At 71.5% G+C, this 19314-nt stretch carries 16 protein-coding genes; 3 read left to right on the top strand and 13 right to left on the bottom strand.

What is annotated here, in order from left to right; genetic code table 11:
* Window positions 1-100: 100 nt before the first annotated feature.
* From ABH925_RS09225 to ABH925_RS09195, 7 genes are all read right to left on the bottom strand, one after another.
* On the bottom strand, window positions 101-439 hold the full coding sequence (locus tag ABH925_RS09225; protein WP_370146752.1) for a P-II family nitrogen regulator: 339 nt from the start codon (window positions 437-439) through the stop codon (window positions 101-103).
* Window positions 436-1791 carry an ammonium transporter gene (locus ABH925_RS09220; protein WP_370146751.1) on the bottom strand — a complete coding sequence of 452 codons (1356 nt, stop codon included), beginning with the start codon at window positions 1789-1791 and terminating at the stop codon, window positions 436-438. The genes ABH925_RS09225 and ABH925_RS09220 overlap by 4 nt, the downstream gene beginning before the upstream one ends.
* A 351-nt stretch (window positions 1792-2142) precedes the next feature.
* Complete coding sequence (locus tag ABH925_RS09215) at window positions 2143-3603, bottom strand: hypothetical protein (RefSeq protein WP_370146750.1); 1461 nt, start codon at window positions 3601-3603, stop codon at window positions 2143-2145.
* Between the two features lie 954 nt (window positions 3604-4557).
* Window positions 4558-5784: a signal recognition particle-docking protein FtsY gene (gene ftsY / locus ABH925_RS09210; protein WP_370146749.1), complete on the bottom strand. Its 1227-nt coding sequence runs from the start codon at window positions 5782-5784 to the stop codon at window positions 4558-4560.
* 91 nt (window positions 5785-5875) lie between these two features.
* Window positions 5876-9727 (bottom strand): chromosome segregation SMC family protein, encoded by a 3852-nt coding sequence (locus ABH925_RS09205; RefSeq protein WP_370146748.1) that lies wholly within the window; start codon window positions 9725-9727, stop codon window positions 5876-5878.
* Between the two features lie 315 nt (window positions 9728-10042).
* Window positions 10043-10246, bottom strand: a complete 204-nt coding sequence (locus tag ABH925_RS09200; protein ID WP_370146747.1) for a hypothetical protein — start codon at window positions 10244-10246, stop codon at window positions 10043-10045.
* Window positions 10247-10618: 372 nt separating this feature from the next.
* Window positions 10619-10897: an acylphosphatase gene (locus ABH925_RS09195; RefSeq protein ID WP_370146746.1), complete on the bottom strand. Its 279-nt coding sequence runs from the start codon at window positions 10895-10897 to the stop codon at window positions 10619-10621.
* A gap of 135 nt (window positions 10898-11032) precedes the next feature.
* Between ABH925_RS09195 and ABH925_RS09190 the strand changes: the two genes are divergently transcribed.
* From ABH925_RS09190 to ABH925_RS09180, 3 genes are all read left to right on the top strand, one after another.
* Window positions 11033-11905, top strand: coding sequence for a CAP domain-containing protein (locus tag ABH925_RS09190; protein WP_370146742.1), 873 nt, complete (start codon window positions 11033-11035; stop codon window positions 11903-11905).
* A 164-nt stretch (window positions 11906-12069) separates the two neighbouring features.
* Window positions 12070-12522: a hypothetical protein gene (locus tag ABH925_RS09185; protein ID WP_370146739.1), complete on the top strand. Its 453-nt coding sequence runs from the start codon at window positions 12070-12072 to the stop codon at window positions 12520-12522.
* 30 nt (window positions 12523-12552) lie between these two features.
* Window positions 12553-14715: a bifunctional polysaccharide deacetylase/glycosyltransferase family 2 protein gene (locus tag ABH925_RS09180; RefSeq protein ID WP_370146737.1), complete on the top strand. Its 2163-nt coding sequence runs from the start codon at window positions 12553-12555 to the stop codon at window positions 14713-14715.
* A gap of 114 nt (window positions 14716-14829) precedes the next feature.
* Here ABH925_RS09180 and mutM read toward each other — a convergent pair whose 3' ends face one another.
* The 6 genes from mutM to coaD all read right to left on the bottom strand — a co-directional run bounded on the left by mutM (window position 14830) and on the right by coaD (window position 19312).
* Window positions 14830-15696: a bifunctional DNA-formamidopyrimidine glycosylase/DNA-(apurinic or apyrimidinic site) lyase gene (gene mutM / locus ABH925_RS09175; protein WP_370146732.1), complete on the bottom strand. Its 867-nt coding sequence runs from the start codon at window positions 15694-15696 to the stop codon at window positions 14830-14832.
* Window positions 15689-16468, bottom strand: a complete 780-nt coding sequence (gene rnc / locus ABH925_RS09170) for a ribonuclease III (RefSeq protein ID WP_370146822.1) — start codon at window positions 16466-16468, stop codon at window positions 15689-15691. The genes mutM and rnc overlap by 8 nt, the downstream gene beginning before the upstream one ends.
* Before the next feature lie 19 nt (window positions 16469-16487).
* The gene (rpmF, locus tag ABH925_RS09165) at window positions 16488-16661 is read right to left on the bottom strand and encodes a 50S ribosomal protein L32 (protein ID WP_030263933.1); all 174 of its coding nucleotides are present in this window, start codon (window positions 16659-16661) and stop codon (window positions 16488-16490) included.
* Window positions 16662-16663: 2 nt separating this feature from the next.
* Entirely contained in the window at window positions 16664-17326 is a 663-nt protein-coding gene (locus ABH925_RS09160; protein WP_370146731.1) for a DUF177 domain-containing protein, read from the bottom strand.
* 158 nt (window positions 17327-17484) lie between these two features.
* A complete protein-coding gene (locus ABH925_RS09155; RefSeq protein WP_370146728.1) occupies window positions 17485-18699 on the bottom strand; it encodes an ATP synthase F0 subunit B in 1215 nt (404 codons plus the stop codon).
* Window positions 18700-18781: 82 nt separating this feature from the next.
* Entirely contained in the window at window positions 18782-19312 is a 531-nt protein-coding gene (gene coaD, locus ABH925_RS09150) for a pantetheine-phosphate adenylyltransferase (protein WP_370146726.1), read from the bottom strand.
* Window positions 19313-19314 lie beyond the last annotated feature (2 nt).

Here is a 19314-nt window from a genome sequence, read left to right as displayed (position 1 = left end):
GCCCAGGGCCCTCCGGCGGGTGGTACGCGGTGGCGGGGGGTACGGGACTCCGTGGTCCCCTACCCCCCGCCACCGTTGGTCGGTACTGCTCTGGACCGCTCTACAGCGCGTCGGGTCCGCGCTCCCCGGTGCGCACCCGGACGGCGGTCTCCACCGGGACGCTCCAGACCTTGCCGTCACCGATCTTGCCAGTGCGGGCGGCCTTCACCAGGACATCGATGAGGCCCTCCGTGTCGTCGTCCTCGACCAGCACCTCTATCCGGACCTTCGGCACCAGGTCGACGGTGTACTCCGCGCCCCGGTAGACCTCGGTGTGGCCGCGCTGCCTGCCGTACCCGCTGGCCTCGGTGACGGTCAGTCCGTGGACGCCGAAGGCCTGCAGGGCCTCCTTGACGTCGTCCAGACGATGGGGCTTGATCACTGCGGTGATGAGCTTCATGCCTCAACCTTCGTTCCCGCGTCGGCCGCCACGGCCTCCGTGCCTGTCGCCTCATCCTTGGCCACCACCGTGGCCGGCGCCAGCGCCCTGGACAGGGCCGCGCCGACCGCGCTGAAGTCGTAGGCGGACTCGGCGTGCTCGGCCATGTCGATGCCGGCGACCTCGACGTCCTCGCTGACCCGGAAGCCCATCGTCCTGTCGATGACCTTCCCGATGATGTAGGCGAGGACGAAGGAGTACACCCCGACCACCGCGACGCCCAGGGCCTGCCGGCCGAGCTGGGTGAAGCCGCCGCCGTAGAACAGGCCGGCGTAGTTGGAGCCGGCGTGGCCGGTGGAGAGCAGGCCGATCAGCAGGGCGCCGGAGGCACCGCCGACGGCGTGCACGCCGACCACGTCCAGCGAGTCGTCGAAGCCGAAGCGGTACTTCAGGCTGATCGCCCAGGCGCAGAGCGCGCCGCAGACCAGGCCGAGGCCGATCGAGCCGAGCGGGCTGATGAAGGCACAGGCCGGGGTGATCGCGACCAGGCCGGTGACCGCGCCGGACGCCGCGCCCAGGGTGGTGAAGGAGCCGTGCTTGATCTTCTCGAAGGCGAGCCAGCCGATCATGGCGGCGCCGGTGGCGATCTGGGTGTTCATGAAGGCCAGACCGGCCAGGCCGTTGGCGGCCAGGGCGGAGCCGGCGTTGAAGCCGAACCAGCCGAACCACAGCAGGCCGGAGCCCAGCATCACCAGCGGCAGGCTGTGCGGGCGCATCGGGTCGCGCTTGAAGCCGATCCGCTTGCCGAGCACCAGGCACAGCGCCAGGCCGGCCATACCGGCGTTGAGGTGGACCGCCGTGCCGCCGGCGAAGTCCAGCACGTGCAGCCGGTCGCCGAGCCAGCCGCCGTGTCCGTTGTCGAACATGAACACCCAGTGCGCGACCGGGAAGTAGACGATGGTGACCCAGAGCGTGAGGAACAGCGCCCAGGCGGAGAACTTGGCCCGGTCCGCGATGGCCCCGCTGATCAGCGCCGGGGTGATCACCGCGAACATCAGCTGGAAGGCCGCGAAGGCGAACACCGGGATGGTGCCGCTGAGCTGGTTCATGCCGATGTTGCGCATGCCGAGCATCGAGAAGTCGCCGATGAGCCCGTGGAAGGAGTCCGGCCCGAAGCTGAGCGTGTATCCGTACAGCACCCACAGCACCGTGACGATGCCGAGTGCGATGAAACTCATGATCAGCATGTTGAGGGTGCTCTTGACTCTGACCATGCCGCCGTAGAAGAAGGCGAGGCCCGGTGTCATCAACATGACGAGTGCTGCGCTTATCAGGACAAAAGCGGTGTCTCCGCCGCTGAAGCCGCTAGGCATCGGCGTCTCCTCGAGTGTTGAGCCGCTTCGTTCTCCGGGTATCCGTCCCGTGCCCCCCGGAGGCGTCGGCTGATGATGAGGAGATTGACGGAGGGCGGTTTCGACCGATGCGTGAGCATGTTTCGCGGCAGTGACGAAGCTGACAGCAGTGTTACGTCACGGTGAACGTGCGAACCCGGACGCACACGGACGGCTACTCTGTCGCCCCGCACATGACACGGCACATGACACAGCGGACCCGACCACGCCAGCGGGCAGCCCGCGCACATGACCGACCGCGGAAACCGGAGCCGCAGACCTGGCGTGGGGGAGCCGAGTGTGGACGGTTTCCGCGGTCGGAGATCGCGGGGGCTAGACGGCCTGGGGGCGGGTGTACTCGGGGAGTTCGGTGTCGATCCGCTCGCGCAGCCGGACCACCTCGGCCACGTCGCGGAACTCACCGAGGGCCGCCTCGGTGGTCTTGCGCAGCCGGGTGTTGACCCGCTCGGAGCGGATCCGCACGGCGATGTCCACGGCCTGCTGCGCCGACGCGGCCGCGGCCTCCGGCTCGTTCTGCAGCAGGTGCACGCTGGACATGCCGATCAGGTTGAGGGCGTAGGAGCGCTGATGGCCCTGGTCCTCGGAGAAGAGCTCCACGGCCCGCTCCATCACCGGCTGCGACTGCAGCGCGTACACCTGGCTGCGCCCGGTGGTGTAGCTGAGGTCGCGGTAGGAGTGCGCGTTCTCGGCGTTGAGCTCGGCCTCGGAGAAGAAGGTCAGCCAGTCCGGCACCGAGTCGGCCGAGGTGATGTCCCGGAAGGAGTCCTCGGCGAGCCGGGCGGCCCGGTAGCACTTGTTGACCTCGCCCAGGTTGGAGTAGGCGCGGGCCTCCATGGCGTGCAGCAGCGCCTGCTGGCGCGGGCTCGCGCTGTCGCGGCTGCCGTACTGGGCCAGGTGGATCAGTTCCAGGGCGTCGTTGCTGCGGTTGAGGTGGATCATCTGCCGGCACATGTCGGTGAGGATCAGCGCGCCGAAGGGCCGGTCGCCGGCCTCCTTGGCCGCGTGCAGCGCCAGCACGTAGTACTTCTGCGCGCTGGGGTGCATGCCGATGTCGTAGGACATCCAGCCGGCCAGGTGCGCCAGCTGCGCGGTGGTCTGGAACAGCCGCCGGGTGACGTCCGGGGTGTAGGACTCCTGGAGCAGGTCGCAGACCTCGTGCAACTGGCCGACCACGGCCTTGCGACGCAGACCGCCACCGTTCTGGGCGTCCCACTGCCGGAACATCACCACGGTGGATTCGAGCAGCGCCAGTTCGGGCGGCGAGATGCGGCCGGTGGGGGTGCGGCCACCGCGGGCGGCGGTGAGCGCGGCCGTGGGCAGACTGCTGGTGGGGCTGGGGGCGAGCCAGCGCTGCATCGGTTCTATCAGGGCGGAGCCCGCGGTGAGCGCGAGCGAGGTGCCGAGGAAGCCCCGGCGGTTGAGCATCAGGTCGCTGCGCGAGTAGTCGGAGATCAGCTGGACGGTCTGGCTGCCGTTCCAGGGGAGGTCCACGCCGGAGCCCTGGACCAGGTTGGGCACCGCCTTCAGGCCGAGGTCCTCGATCGCGACCAGCGAGCCGAAACGTTCGGAGAAGAGATCTGAAAGGATCTTCGGAATCGGTTCCCGCGGGCTCTCGCCGTCGAGCCAGCGACGGACCCGGGAGGTGTCGGTGCTGATATGGCTCGCACCGATCTGTCGGGCGCGCCTGTTGACCTGCCGCGCCAATTCGCCTTTTGACCAACCGCTTCTGACGAACCACGTCGTCAGCTGCTCATTGGGTTGTTTCTCGCCCACCGGAACGCCCCCATCCCGGGCTCACCCGCTGCCACGCCCGTCTCGTCCCGTCAACCAGGACGACCGAGCTTGTATGAAGAACAGATGATCCATCAGAGATGTTCACTGCCACGGTGGTTGCCGCTGGCATACCCACGAGGCGGTCGAATCACCTGCCTGCGAAGCGAACGTAGCGCGGTTTCCACCACCCGGGGTACTTCCCCCACAGAAACGCCACCTTTCGCCACCCCTGCGAGTGAACTCCGGTCGGGCGTCGCGCGCTTCACTGGATCTCAGAGGCTGACCTCTGCAATGACCCTGGCACCATTCGCACCTGCTCGGCAATGCGATCCGCGGATCAGGTCCCAGAAGAGGGCGCACAATGCACCACCGCGCGCCCCGGCACACCCCATGGCGTAACCATCGGTACTCGACTCTGGTTGGTGGTGAGTGGACTTGGACATCCTGTTCGGCAATCCGATCTTCAGCGGTCGGCCGCTCGGCCCGCGTGGGCGCGCCCGCGCCTCGCGGTGCCAGACGGCGGCCGAGTACACCCAGCGCTGGGGCTGGTCGATCGCCCTGGTCGACCCCGCGGCCCCGGCCCTGGGCGACGGCGACGACTCCGGAGACCGCGACGAACTACCGGCCGGCAGCGGTCCCGCGGAGATCCGCGGAGCGTGGCTGCACCGGCCGGACGCCGAGCTGCGCCTGCTGACCGGGCGCGGCTTCGACGTGCTGGACGTGCCCGAGCAGGCCGGGTACCGGGCGCTGGTGCGGCTGGAGCGGATGGGCATCCGCCCCGGTCCGGTGCTGGCGACCGGCGCGGGGCGGGCGCTGTTCCTGGTCGCGCCGGACGCGGCGGAGTCGCTGCCGGAGCTGCTCTACAAGACCGGCTGGGACGACGCCGCGCTGGACCTGGCCTGCCACGGTCCCGGAGCGTCCGTCCCCGCGCCCTGGTGCGTACCTGTTCCGAGGTCAGCCGATGAGGGCGTCCACAAAGGCGGCCGGATCGAACGGGGCCAGGTCGTCAGGACCCTCGCCGAGGCCGATCAGCTTGACCGGCACGCCGAGCTGGCGCTGCACCGCGATCACGATGCCGCCCTTCGCGGTTCCGTCCAGCTTGGTCAGCACGATGCCGGTGATGTCGACCACCTCGGCGAAGACCTTCGCCTGCACCAGGCCGTTCTGACCGGTGGTGGCGTCCAGCACCAGCAGCACCTCGTCCACCGGGCCGTGCTTCTCGACGACCCGCTTGACCTTGCCGAGCTCGTCCATCAGACCGGTCTTGGTGTGCAGCCGCCCGGCGGTGTCCACCAGGACGGTGTCCGCGCCCTCGGCGATCCCCTGCTTGACCGCGTCGAAGGCCACCGACGCCGGGTCGCCGGCCTCCGGACCCCGCACCGTGCGGGCACCCACCCGCTCGCCCCAGGTCTGCAGCTGGTCGGCGGCGGCGGCGCGGAAGGTGTCCGCCGCGCCGAGCAGCACGGTACGGCCGTCGGCGACCAGAACCCGGGCGAGCTTGCCGCTGGTCGTGGTCTTCCCCACACCGTTGACGCCGACCACCAGGACCACGGCCGGGCGGGCCGGCTCCTCCTCGGTGTGCCGGGCGGTGTGCAGGGTGCGGTCCAGGCTGGGGTCGATCAGCGTGAGCAGCTCCTCGCGGAGCAGGGTGCGCAGCTCGTCCGGGGTACGGGTGCCGAGCACCTTGACCCGGGTCCGCAGCCGCTCCACCAGCTCCTGGGTCGGCGCGACGCCGACGTCGGCGGTGAGCAGGACCTCCTCGATCTCCTCCCAGGTGTCCTCGTCCAGACGGTCCCGGGAGAGCAGCGCGAGCAGCCCCTTGCCCATGGAGTTCTGCGAGCGGGACAGCCGCGAACGCAGCCGGACCAGGCGTCCGGCGGTGGGCTCGGGCACCTCCAGCACAGCGGCCTCGGGTGCGGGGGCCTCGGGTGCGGGGGCCTCGACCGGCTCGGCCGGCGCCGCTGTCGCGGTGGCAGGCTCGGCCACCACCTCGGGGAGCGGGACCTCCTCGATGGTCCGGGAGGGGACCTCCCGTGGCGGTGCGGCCTCCTCGCCGATCTGTGGTTCCGCCGGCCGGGACGGAGCGGGCAGTTGCTTGCGCCGTCTGCCGCTGACGACGAGGCCGGTGGCTGCTCCGACGAGCACCACCGCGATGACTACGGCAAGGATCACGTATTCCATAACCGCTCCAGTATCGCCGAGCCGCGGCCCGTTGCGGGGGAGCACGGGCATCAGCGCCCGAACAGCACGTATTTTCCAGGTTTGATCTGGTTTACGATGCCCCGTGGTCGACAGGACTGCCGGCGGGGGCCGCGACCGGCTGGGCCGGGACCCGGCGCGGCGGCCGGCGCGGCTCGTCGCGCAGTCGCTGGCTGATGACCTGGGAGATGCCGTCGCCGCGCATCGACACCCCGTACAGCGCGTCGGCGCACTCCATGGTGAGCTTCTGATGGGTGATCACGATCAGCTGGGAACTGTCGCGCAGCTCCTCCATGATGGCGATCAGCCGGCGCAGGTTGGTCTCGTCCAGCGCCGCCTCCACCTCGTCCATGACATAGAACGGGCTGGGGCGGGCCTTGAAGATGGACACCAGCAGGGCCACCGCCGTCAGTGAGCGCTCGCCACCGGAGAGCAGCGACAGCCGCTTGACCTTCTTGCCCGGCGGACGGGCCTCCACGTCGATGCCGGTGGTGAGCATGTTCTCCGGGTCGGTCAGGGTCAGCCGCCCCTCGCCGCCGGGGAACAGCCGGGAGAACACGCCCTCGAACTCGCGCGCGGTGTCGTGGTACGCGGCGGTGAAGACCTGCTCCACCCGCTCGTCGACCTCCTTCACCACGGTGAGCAGGTCGCGCCGGGTGTTCTTGAGGTCCTCCAGTTGCTCGCTCAGGAACTGGTGCCGCTCCTCCAGCGCGGCGAACTCCTCCAGCGCCAGCGGATTGACCTTCCCCAGCTGGGCGTACGCCTTCTCGGCGGCGCGCAGCCGCTTCTCCTGCTCGGCGCGGTCGAAGGGGCGCGGCCGGGCCTGCGCGGCCTCGCCCTGCACGGGTTCGCTCTGCAGGGGTTCGCGCGGCACCGGCCCGGACAGCTCGGGCCTGGGATCGGCGGCCGGGTCCGCGTCGGCGTCCGGCGCCTGCGAGGTCGCGTCGGGTGCAGGCACGGGCGTCGGCGGGACCAGCTGGTCCGGCCCGTACTCGGCGAGCAGCGCGTCGGCCTCCACGCCGTGCTCCTCCAGCGCCTTGGCCTCCAACTGCTCGATCCGCAGCCGCTTCTCGGCCCGCAGCACCTCGTCGCGGTGCACCGAGTCGGTGAGCTTGTCCAGCTCCGCCTTGAGTTCACGGCTGCGGACCCGGCCCTGGCCCAGCTCGGTCTCCCGGGACGCGCGCTCCTGCTCGGCCGCCGCCTTCTCCGATGCGGCCGATCCGAGGGACGCCAGCACGTAGGCCAGCAGCTGCCGGCAGCCGTCCACGACGGCGGCGGCGACCTCCGCCTCGTGCCGCAGCCGCTGCTGCCGCGCGGCGGCGCGCGCCCTGGCCTCGCGTTCGGCCCGCGCACCCCGGTCCAACGAGTCGGCCCGCCCGGCGAGCCCGCGCACCCGCTCCTCGTGGGTACGCACGGACAAACGGGCGTCCATCTCGCCCTGCCGGGCGCGGCTCGACTCCTCGCCGAGCCGGTCCCGTTCCCCGGTGTCCGGCTCCTCCTCGGCCGGGAGCTCCTCGGCGACCAGCAGCCGCTCGGCGAGTTCGGCGAGTTCCAGTTCGGCCTGCTCCCGGGCGTCCTCCGCGGTCGCGGCGGCCGTCGCGAGTCGTTCGGCCTCCCCGGTCGCACCGCGGGCCTGGCCGCCGAGGCGGCCGAGCTGCTGGGCAACGGCGGACTTCTCCCTGTCCGCGGCGCGGCGGCGCGCGGCCAGCGCCTCCACCTCGGCGGCGAGTTCCTTGCGCCGGGCGGTGGCCTGCTCCAGCGCGGAGGCGAGGCTCTCCCGGTCGGCGGCCAGCAGTTCCAGTGCGGCGGCGGCCTCGTCGACGGCGGCCTGGGTCTCCAGCAGGCTGGGCACGGCAGCGGACCCGCCGTAGCCGAAGCCGCTGCCGAGCAGGTCGCCCTCGACCGTCACCGCGGTCAGCCCGGGCCGGGCCGCGACCAGGGCCTCGGCCTCGGCCAGGCCGTCCACCAGCACGTAGCCGCGCAGCAGCGCGGCGACGGCGCCGTGCCACTCGGGCCCGGCGGTGACCACGGACAGCAGATCCACGCCGCCCTCGAGACACGCGGACCCGTCCGCCCCTTCCGCCCCTTCCGCCCCGCCCGGCCCTACCGCCCTGCCCGCCCCGCACGGCCCTTCCGCCCTGCCCGGTCCTTCCGCCCCGTTGGCCCCGTTGGCCCCGTTGGCGCTGTCCGGCCCGGCCGCCTGCGGACGGCCCGCGATGAGCAGTCCGGCCCGGCCCGCGTCGTCCTTGCGCAGCAGCTGCAGCGCCTCGACCGCGGTGCGGAGGTCGGCGACCGCGACCGCGTCGGCCGCGTGGCCGAGGGCGGCGGCCACCGCGGCCTCCGCGCCCGGGCGGACGGTGAGGAACCCGGCGGCGGAGCCGAGGATCCCGCCCACCCGGTCGCCCGCGCCGAGCAGCGCGCCGCTGCCGTCCTTGCGGCGCAGCCCCAGCGCCAGCGCGTCCCGACGGGCCGTCAGACCGGCTCGCTCGCGTTCCACCGCGGCCAGTTCCTCGCGGGCGCGCGACTGCGACTCCTCCGCCTCGGCCAGTGCCCCGCGCAGCGCCCGGAGTTCCGCCTCGGCCGCCTCGTCCCCCGCGTCCAGCCCGTCCACCTGCGCCTTGAGCTGCTCGTACTCGGCGGCGGCGGCCTCGGCGCGGTCCCGCGCGGCGTCCCGCGCCTCGGCCAGCCTGCCGATCTCCGCGCGGGCGCCGACCGCGCGCGACCGCGCGGCGGCGACCCTGCCCTGCAACCGGGCCAGGCCCTCGCGCTGGTCCGCCAGCGCCCGCGCGGCCGCGCGCAGCCGCTGCTCCTCCTGGGCGAGCATCCGCTCCAGTTCGGCCCGGCGCTCCACCGACTCGGCCAGCGCGTACTGCGCCTGCTCCAGCGCCTCGGCCAGCTCCGCCTCCTCGGCGCGGATCCGGGCGGCCTCGCGCTCCATGTCCTCGGGGTCACGCCCGCGCCGCTCCTCGGTCTGCGGGTTCCGCGCGTGCCGGACCCTGGCCTCGGCCAGCCCGGAGGTCCCGCGCACCCGCTCGGCCAGCGAGGAGAGCTCGAACCAGGTCTGCTGCGCCTGCCCGACCCGCGGACCGAGCTGGGCGACCTGCGCCTCCAGCACCGCCTCGCGCTGCTGGCAGGCCGCCAGCTCCTGCTCCACTCCGGAACGGCGCAGCCGCAGCGCCGTCTCGTCGGCGACCTCCTCCGCCACCGCCCGACGCAGCGTCACCAGGTCGTCGGCGAGCAGCCGCAGCCGCGCGTCGCGCAGCTCGGCCTGGATGGTGGCGGCACGGCGCGCGATCTGGGCCTGCCGGCCCAGCGGTTTGAGCTGCCGGCGCAGCTCGTTGACCAGATCCTGGACCCGGGTCAGGTTGGCCTGCATGGCGTCCAGCTTCCGCAGCGCCTTCTCCTTGCGCTTGCGGTGCTTGAGCACGCCCGCGGCCTCCTCGATGAAGGCGCGCCGGCCCATCGGATCGGCGTGCAGCACCGAGTCCAGCTGGCCCTGGCCGACGATGACGTGCATCTCACGGCCGATGCCCGAGTCGGACAGCAGCTCCTGGATGTCGAGCAGCCGGCAGGTGGTGCCGTTGATGGCGTACTCGCTGCCGCCGTTGCGGAACATGGTCCGGGAGATGGTGACTTCGCTGTACTCGATCGGCAGTGCGCCGTCGGTGTTGTCGATGGTCAGCGCCACCTCGGCCCGGCCCAGCGGGGTCCGGCCCACCGTGCCGGCGAAGATGACGTCCTCCATCTTGCCGCCGCGCAGGGACTTGGCGCCCTGCTCCCCCATCACCCAGGACAGCGCGTCGACCACGTTGGACTTGCCCGAGCCGTTGGGGCCGACCACGCAGGTGATGCCCGGCTCGAAACGCAGCGTGGTCGAGGAGGCGAAGGACTTGAACCCGCGCAGCGTGAGGCTCTTCAGATGCACGCCTCCACCTTCCGCCGACAGCCGCACTCAGACCGGAACTCTATCCGGCGGCACTGTCGGCGCCGGGTGACGACACCGCGAGATCACCGCGACCGCGCCACGAGCGGCGACACGAGGGGTGACCGGCCCTGCGCACCTGGTTTCACCTGCGCGGGCAGCGGGCATCGCAGGGGTACGGGGACCGGGTTTCGCGGGAAAACGACGAAGGGACGCCACGGTGGGCGTCCCTTGCACTATCTCCCGTGCTTGAGAACTCAAGTACCACTCAGGTGCGCGAGTTCTCGTGGTTCTGCTCTCCTGGGCCCTGCGGAAGGTTCAGGAGTAGGCGGGAACCGGCTGGGCTACGTCGATGCTGCGGAGCAGCTGCTCGTGGTCCGCGACGGCCGCCAGCGCGTCGTTCTCAGCCTGCATCCGCATGAGCTCGGATTCCAGGTCCTGGACTCGCTGCTGGAGACGTCGCATCTCGGAGAGCACGCGCGGGTCGGGGCCGCCGACGTAACCGAGAAGCGCCTTTGCCATGATGGATGGTCCTCCACGCTGAGTGACCGACCGATGAAGGTGGGGTCGTGGTTGTGGTACGCATTCGGAGCGCAGCCCTCGCAAGGCTCTACAGGGCCGAAAGCCTTGGGCTGTACGTGCGAGTGCGCGGGCTTCCAGCGTCTCACCAAACGCGAAAAGGGTCAACACGATCACAGCGTGCTACGGCGACCGCGTCGCTCTGGCAGCGGAATGTCCACGCTGCGCGTCGCACTGTCACCGTTACGCCCTCGTCGCACCGAGCGTGACCTCTGGTGCTCGGGCGATCACTGCTCGCTGCGGAGTTAACCACGGACCGGCGCCATGCGCAACCACATGACTGCGGCACGGCGCCTCCGGCACATGCGAGCCCGATCAGCGGATCGCGAAGCCGTCGTAGCCGCCGACCGGGCTCCCCCATATCTCGGTGACGCCGTCGACCCGTCCGGGCGTGTCGCCGCTCCGCAGCAGGTCGAGCAGTTGATCGCACTGCTCCCTGCGGCCCTCGGCGACCACCTGGACCCGCCCGTCGCCGAGATTGGAGGCGTAGCCGAGCAGGCCGATCTCCAGCGCCCGGGAGCGGGTCCACCAGCGGAAGCCGACCTGCTGCACCGCGCCCCGTACCCACGCGGTCATCCGGACGTCCTGGCTCATGACGACGAGTCTCCCACCACCGCGTCGCCCCACTTCCGCCCACGCACCCCACCCGATGCCCTACGCTCCCCTGCTATCACCCGTACGGGTGAGTGAACCGTCCGGTCGGGGGGCCAGGGAGGGATCGCACCAACCATGCCCCGCCATGCACGCAGCACCGCGACGAACGGCGCCGGCGACCCGGCGACACCCCCACCCTCACATCGGCGCAGGTCAGCCCCACGCCGTCGGCGCCGCACCTCCCGCACCGCACTGGTGGTGTGCGGGACCGCGCTGGCGGCCGGCGCGGGCGGCGTGTTCAGCGGCGTACTGCCGCTGCCGCCGGGAGTACCGACCAGCGTCGTGGTCGCCGGCGACCCGGCCAGCCCGCATCCGGTCGCCACCACCACCGTCGCGCCCGGCCCGTCGGGCAGGCAGTCCACCCGGCCCCCGTCCGGCACCGGCGACCGCAGCAGCACCCGGCCCACGCTCTCCCCCTCCGCCACCGCACGGGCGAGCGTCTTCCCGTCCGCCGCGCCGTCGGCGAGCGGAACCGCGACGGCCACGCCGACCGCGACGGCGAGCGCCTCGCCGTCCACGTCCTCGTCCTCCACCGCCGCCCCGGGCGGGACCATCAGCGCGGCCGACGTCGCCGCCGACCAGAGCCAGATCCTCAGCCTGGTCAACGTGCAGCGGGCGCAGAACGGCTGCGGCCCGCTCACCGCCTCCGGACCGCTGAACACGCTGGCCCAGGACTTCAGCGGAGAGATGGCGACCCGCGGATTCTTCGACCACACCGATCCGGACGGTAAGACCCCGTGGGATCGGGCGAAGGCGCTGGGCATCACCGGCCTGGGCGGCGAGAACATCGCCATGGGCCAGCAGACCCCGCAGGACGTGATGACCGCCTGGATGAACAGCCCTGGCCACAGGGCCAACATCCTGAACTGCGGGTACCACTCGCTCGGCGTGGGCGCGTTCGCCACGGCCGGCGGCGGCCCGTGGTGGACCCAGGACTTCGGCTTCTGAAGCCTCACTTCAGGTAAGAGTCATCCGTGAATTCTTTCATAGAGAATCGAGCGGATACGACCGATTTGCCCGCGGCCCGGGCGCCCGGCGTTCCCTCCCCGTTCACCGCGTCACCCGGTTCCGCGCCCGCAGGCGAGCGCGCCGGCTTGTAGTGTCCGCCGTCTATGCACAGCACACACGACGACCAGGACGATAAACACACACCGACCATCACTCTGCGGCGGATGGTCCAGCGACCGGTGTTCGTCGACAACTCCGGTCGGCGTCCATGGCGGGCCCGTTGGGTCGGCCGACTGCTGGTGGTTCCGGCCGTCGGCTATGTCGTGCTGCTGGTGAGCACCGCGCTCGGCGGCCCCTCGGTGCAGGCACCGTTCCTGCCGCTGCCGCAGGCCCCCAAGCCCCCGGCCGTCGCCCCGCCGGCCGTGGCCGTCTCCGGGGACGCCCGGCCCTCGCCCAGCCACAAGCCGGCCTCCGGACGGCACACCTTCCGGGCCCGTCCGTCCACCGGCGGCTCTCCGCACGCGAGCACCGGACCGACGCCCACCGCGTCGAAGCGGACGCCCCCGGGAACCGGGAGCACCCACCACCCCGTCAGCACTCACAGTCCCGCCCACTGACCGCAGCACCATCCCCGGAGCCTGTCACCCATGACCGCGAGTCACGGCCGCCGCCGATCCGACCGCCGCGCCGGCCGCGCACCCGTCCGCGCCATCCAGCCACGCACACACTGGCTGCTCCTGGCGACGCTGCTGCTGACCCTGGTACTGGGGCTGGCCATGCAGGGCTACACCCAGCACATGTTCAACACCCGGGCGGACCAGGCGCCCTCCACCCAGGGGCCGAGCGAGAACGTGCCGACCCAGGTGGTCAACGGCGGCCCGGTGATCGACAGTGCCGCCGTCCCCGCCCGTACGGCGGCCCCGGCCGACCACACCATCGCGCTGACCTTCGACGACGGCCCCGACCCGCGCTGGACGCCGCAGATCCTGTCGACGCTGGAGGCGAACCACGTCCACGCCACCTTCTTCGTGGTCGGCACCCTGGTCACCGCGCACCCCGAGCTGATCCGGCGGATGGTCGCCGACGGCGACCAGATCGGCATCCACACCTTCATCCACCCCAACCTCGGCACCATCGCGCCCTGGCACCAGCGGCTTGAGCTGCGCGAGACCCAGCTGGCCGTGGCCGGCGCGGCGAACGTCACCACCACGCTGATGCGCCCGCCGTACTCCTCGGTCAACGACTCGCTGGACGACGACGACTGGGGCGCGATCAGCAACGCCGGCCGGCAGGGCTTCCTCACCGTGCTGATCAACCAGGACAGCGAGGACTGGACCCGTCCCGGCGTGCCCGCGATCCTGCGCAACTCGCTCCCCGAGGGCACCGGCGGCGAGGTGCTGCTGATGCACGACGCGGGCGGCGACCGCTCGGAGACCGTCACCGCGCTGCCGCTGCTGATCCATCAGCTCCAGGACAGGGGCTTCCACTTCGCCACCGTCGGCGAGGCCACCGGCATCGCCGACCCGATGACCGCGTCCACCGGCGCGCAGCACTGGCAGGGCGTGGGCCTGCTCGCGGCGCTCGACGGCTCCGCCTGGGTACTGCAGGCGCTCACCTGGCTGCTGTACGCGGCGGGCGGGCTGAGCCTGCTGCGGGCCGTCGCCCTGGTGTACTCGGCCCGGCGGCACAAGCGGATGCGGAACGGCAACTGGGGCGACCCGGTGACCGCGCCGGTCACCGTGGTGGTCCCGGCCTACAACGAGTCCGCCGGGATCGAGGCGGCGGTGCGGTCACTGCTCGCCTCGGACCACCCGGTGGAGGTGGTGGTGGTCGACGACGGCTCCACCGACGGCACCGCCGACCTGGTCGAGTCGCTGCGGCTGCCGGGGGTCCGGGTGATCCGGCAGGCGAACGCCGGCAAGCCGGCCGCGCTCAACACCGGGATCAGGGCCGCCTCCAACGAACTGATCGTGATGGTGGACGGCGACACGGTGTTCCAGCCGGACGCGATCCGGCTGCTGGTCCAGCCCTTCGCCGACCCCTCGGTGGGCGCCGTCTCCGGCAACGCCAAGGTCATCAACCGCCGCGGCCTGATCGGGCGCTGGCAGCACATCGAGTACGTGGTCGGGTTCAACCTGGACCGGCGGCTGTTCGACCTGGCCGAGTGCATGCCCACGGTCCCCGGCGCGATCGGCGGCTTCCGCCGCTCCGCGCTGCTGCGGGCCGGCGGGGTCAGCGACCAGACCCTGGCCGAGGACACCGACCTGACCATGACGCTGTGCCGGCACGGCTGGCGCGTGGTCTACGAGGAGCGGGCCATCGCCTGGACCGAGGCCCCGGCCTCGCTGGGCGCGCTGTGGAAGCAGCGGTACCGCTGGTGCTACGGGACGCTGCAGGCGATGTGGAAGCACCGCGGCGCCTTCGTCCAGAACGGGCAGGCCGGCAAGCTCGGCCGTCGCGGCCTGGTCCACATGCTGCTGTTCCAGGTGCTGCTGACGCTGCTCGCCCCGGTGGTGGACGTGCTCACCCTGTACGGGGTGGTCTTCGTCGACCCGGTCTACAGCCTGTCGGTCTGGGCGGCGTTCGTGCTGCTGCAGCTGGCGCTCGGCTGGTACGCCTTCCGGCTGGACGGCGAGAAGCCGGGACCGCTGTGGAGCCTGCCGCTGCAGCAGTTCGTCTACCGCCAGCTGATGTACCTGGTGGTGATCCAGTCGCTGTTCACCGCGCTGGCCGGGGCCCGGCTGGGCTGGCAGCGGATGGAGCGCTACGGCAGCCTCCAGGTCCCCGGCCCACCCGCACCCGGGCAGTGACCGGCGCGCCCCGGATCGGCCGGTCCATCGGACCCGCCGATCCGGGGCGGGGCTGAGTCGACTCGCGAGGGCGGAACAGGCACCGCGGTGACGACACGGGTGCGGCGGAACGCGTCAGCGCGGGCGGGGCAGTCGCTGGCAGCGCGGGCAGTAGTAGCTGGAGCGGTTCATCCAGGCGGCCCGGCGCATCGGCGTCCCGCAGCGGTTGCAGGGCTCGTCCTCGCGGCCGTAGGCGTCCAGCGTGCGGGAGAAGTAGCCCGACTCGCCGTTCACGTTGACGTAGAGGCTGTCGAAGCTGGTGCCGCCGACGGCCAGGGCCGCCGCCATGACGTCACGGGCCGAGCTGAGCAGCAGCGCCGCCTGGGCCCGGGAGAGGCTGTCCGCGGGGCGCTCGTAGTGCAGCTTGGAGCGCCACAGCGCCTCGTCCGCGTAGATGTTGCCGACGCCGCTGATCAGGGTCTGGTCCAGCAGGGCGCGCTTGACGCCGCTACTGCGGCGGCGCAGCGCGGCGAGGAAGGCGGTGTCGTCGAAGCGCGGATCCATCGGGTCGCGGGCGATGTGCGCCAGCGACAGGGGGGCCGCCTCCGGGTCGCTGGGATCGGCGTCCTCGACCGCGAGGCCGCCGAAGGTGCGCTGGTCGACGAAGCGCAGCTCGGTGCCCAGGTCGTCGGCGAAGCGCAGCCGGACCCGCAGGTGCGTCTCCGGTGGCGCGTCCTCGGGCTGGACCAGCAGCTGGCCGCTCATGCCGAGATGGCCGAGGAGTGAGCTGCCGGTGCCGGGCATCGGCAGCCACAGGTACTTGCCCCGGCGCTGGGCCGGGCCGAGCAGACGTCCGGCGAGCTGCGCGCGAAAATCGTCGCCGCCCGCCGCGTGCCGGCGCACGGCACGGGGGTGCAGCACCGTGACGGTGCTGACGGTTCGTCCGCTGACCCAGCGTTCGAGGCCGCGACGGACGACCTCGACCTCCGGCAGCTCAGGCACCGGTGGACGGGTCCACGGGTGTGGTGGAGGTCTGCGGCTCGGCCGGCTCCGGCTCGGTGAGGCCGTGCTTCTCCCGGATGGCGTGCCAGGCGTTCTGCGCGGCCTTCTGCTCCGCTTCCTTCTTGGAGCGGCCGGTGCCGGTGCCGTAGTCCTCGCCGGCGACGCGCGCGGCGGCGATGAAGGTCTTCTCGTGGTCCGGGCCGGACTCGGTGACCACGTACTCGGGGACACCGATGCCCACCGAGGCGGTGAGCTCCTGCAGGCTGGTCTTCCAGTCGAGACCGGCGCCGAGGTTCGAGGACTCCTCGATCAGCGGGTCGAACAGGCGGTGCACCAGCTCGTCGGCTGCGGCGAGGCCCTGGTCGAGGTAGACGGCGCCGATGATCGCCTCAAGGGTGTCGGCGAGGATGGAGGACTTGTCGCGTCCCCCGGTTCCCTCTTCACCGCGCCCGAGGCTGATGAACGTGCCGAGCTCCAGGCCGCGCGCCACCTGGGCGAGGGCACGGGAGTTGACCACCGCGGCGCGCAGCTTCGCGAGCTGGCCCTCGGGCAGGTCGGGGTGGATCCGGTACAGGGTGTCCGTCACCACCAGGCCCAGCACCGAGTCGCCGAGGAACTCCAGGCGCTCGTTGGTGGGCAGGCCACCGTTCTCGTACGCGTACGAGCGGTGGGTGAGCGCACGTACCAGAAGGGCGGGCTCAAGCGTGTACCTGAGCCGCCCTTCCAGGACGGCGTACGCGGTGTCGGCGTGTTGCGACGCAGACGCTGACATCGTGTTGGTCACCAGCCGATCAGACCGACAGGACCTGACGGCGGTTGTACGTGCCACAGCTCGGGCACGCGATGTGGCCCAGCTTGGGCTCGTGGCAGCGGTCGCAAGCCACCAGGGCGGGGACCGCAGCCTTCCACTGCGAACGGCGGTGGCGCGTGTTGCTGCGCGACATCTTCCGCTTCGGAACAGCCACGGCTACTTCTCCTGGTTCTCGGCAGCACCCTCACGGGTACCGCTGTCTTCGCTTCCGGCCTCAGATCCGAGAGCCGAGAGTCCCTGCAGAGCCGCCCACCGGGGGTCGACGGCGTCATGGTGGTGGTCCGGGTCGTCCGTGAGCCTAGCTCCGCATTCGGAGCAGAGGCCCAGGCAGTCTTCCTGGCACACCGGCTGCAGCGGCAGTGCGAGCACCACCGCGTCACGCAGCACCGGCTCAAGGTCGAACAGGTCGCCCTCGAGTCGGGAAGCTTCGTCGTCCTCGTCGTCGTCGTTCTTGGTCGACGGACCGAAGCGGTCCATGTCGGCCTCGGGGTAGTAGTACAGCTCCTGGAAGTCCGCTTCGAGCTCCTGCTCGATCGGCTCCAGGCAGCGTACGCACTCGCCCTTGAGCTCGGCCTCGACCGTACCCGTGACGAGTACGCCCTCGACCACCGACTCCAGACGGAGGTCCAGCTCGACAGCGCTGCCTTCGGGGACGCCGATCACCTCGATGCCGAGACCCGTCGGCGCCGGGAGGGAACGGGAAACCTTGCGCATCGACCCAGGCCGCCGTCCCAGCTCATGTGTGTCAAACACAAGCGGATTGCGGTGGTCGAGGCGGTTCAGGGTTTCCTGCTCTCTACGGCGCTCGTCGTGGTCCACGACTGCGGTGATCTGCTCGTCGGCGCCGAAGGTGCGGGACATTCGGGGCACCCGACAATCCCCGGCGCTGAACAGGCCGGAGAGGTCAGAGTACCGGACGAGTGGACCGCGACCCAACTCGCCGGCCGACCGGGGTCGGCCGGCGGCCCGCGGACGGCCTACTGGTGGCCGCCGCCGCCCAGCTCGCGAAGCTTGCTGACGTCGATGAAGCCGGTGTCGAAGAAGCTGGTCTCGTCCAGGCCCTGATGGTGCTGCTGCGGGGCCTGCTGGTGCGGGCTCTGCTGGTGCGGGATGGGGATCGGCTGGCCGTAGGCGTCGTAGGACTGCTGCGGCTGCTGCTGCTGGTAGCCGTAGGGGTCGTAGGACTGCTGCGGCGGCTGCTGCTGGTAGCCGTACGGGTCGTAGCCCTGCTGCTGGCCGCCCTGCTGGTAGGCGTCCTGGTAGACGCCCTGCTGCGGCTGCTGGTACGGGTAGCCGTTGGGGTCGAGCTCGACCGGCTGCCAGTACTCCGGCTGCTGCGGGTAGCCCTGCCCGTCGCCCTGCGGATAGTGCTGCTGGTCACCCTGGGGATAGTGCTGCTGCTCGCCCTGCCCGCCGTGCTGCTGGTTCCCCTGCGCGAACGACTGCTGCGCCTGCTCCTCCGGGGCCAGCAGGCCGGCCTGGGCCAGCTCGGCGGCGACCGCCGCCTGGCGCTCGCTGCCCTGCTTGACGCCGGTGGCCTCGTCCGCCGCGGCCAGGTAGGCGCCCAGCTCGTCGATGGGCCGCTTGCCGAGCAGCTTGTCCCGGCCCCGGCCGACCGCGTCCAGGGTCTTGCTGAGCGCGGTCTCCAGCGCGGCGAGCTTCACGTCGACGTACTCGTCGACCTCGGGGCTGGGCGAGCGGTAGGCGTCCTGGGCGAACTCCTCGCCGTCCTCACCCTCGACCGGCGCGCCGCCGGCCCGCAGCTTCGCCCGGCCGCGGCCGATGGCGCCGAGCGTCTTGGTGAGCACCACCTCGAAGTTGGCGAGCTTGCTGTCGACGTAGTCGTCGGCCTCGCGGCGCTCCTCCTCGGACTCGCCCTTGGCCTCGCCGAGGATCCGGTCCGCCTCCGCCTGCGCGTGCATGGCGATCTCGGTCCCCGAGATCAGCCGGGCCCGCTCCCCCTGCGCCTCCTGGATGATCTGGTCCGCCTGCCGGCGGGCCTGCTCGACGACCTGGTCACCCTGCTCGACGGTCTGCTGGGCCTGCGCGAGCTCGCTCGGCAGGGCATCCCTCAGCTCCGTCAGCATGGCGATCAACTCGGCCTTGTTCACCACGATCGACGCCGACATCGGCATCGATCGCGCGTTCTCGACGGTCGCGGTGATCTCGTCGAGCTTCTGCTGCACGTCCACCTGAGCTCACGTCTTCCACAGGAGGCTGGACTTGGGGGTACGCACTCTACTGCGCTCCTCTGTCAGCCACGGTCGGCGTCGGTCACCGGCGCTCGGCGATCCGGGCGATCAGGCGGCGGTGCACCAGCTCGGGGACGAGGTGCGAGACGTCGCCGCCGTAGCCGGCGACCTCCTTCACCAGCGAGGAGGAGAGGAAGCTGTAGGTGGGGCTGGTCGGCACGAAGAGCGTCTCCACCCCGGAGAGGCCGATGTTCATCTGGGCCATCTGCAGCTCGTAGTCGAAGTCGCTGACCGCCCGCAGGCCCTTGACGATCGCCGGGATGTCCCTGGCCCGGCAGTAGTCCACCAGCAGCCCGTGGTGGGCCTCCACCACCACGTTGCCGTAGGGGGCGGACACCTCCTCGATCATCTGGATCCGCTCCTCGACCGTGAACAGGCCCTGCTTGGACTTGTTGATCAGGACCGCGATGTGGACCACGTCGTAGAGCCGTGAGGCGCGCTCGATGATGTCGAGGTGCCCGTTGGTGATCGGGTCGAAGGACCCCGGACAGACGGCCCGGCGGACCCGCCTGGACGTCTCCGACTTCGGCTGGGGGTTCTGCTGCACGGCCATCC

The organism is Streptacidiphilus sp. EB129 (assembly GCF_041262645.1).
Classification (GTDB): domain Bacteria; phylum Actinomycetota; class Actinomycetes; order Streptomycetales; family Streptomycetaceae; genus Streptacidiphilus.
This window is presented reverse-complemented; position numbering and strand designations above follow the sequence as displayed.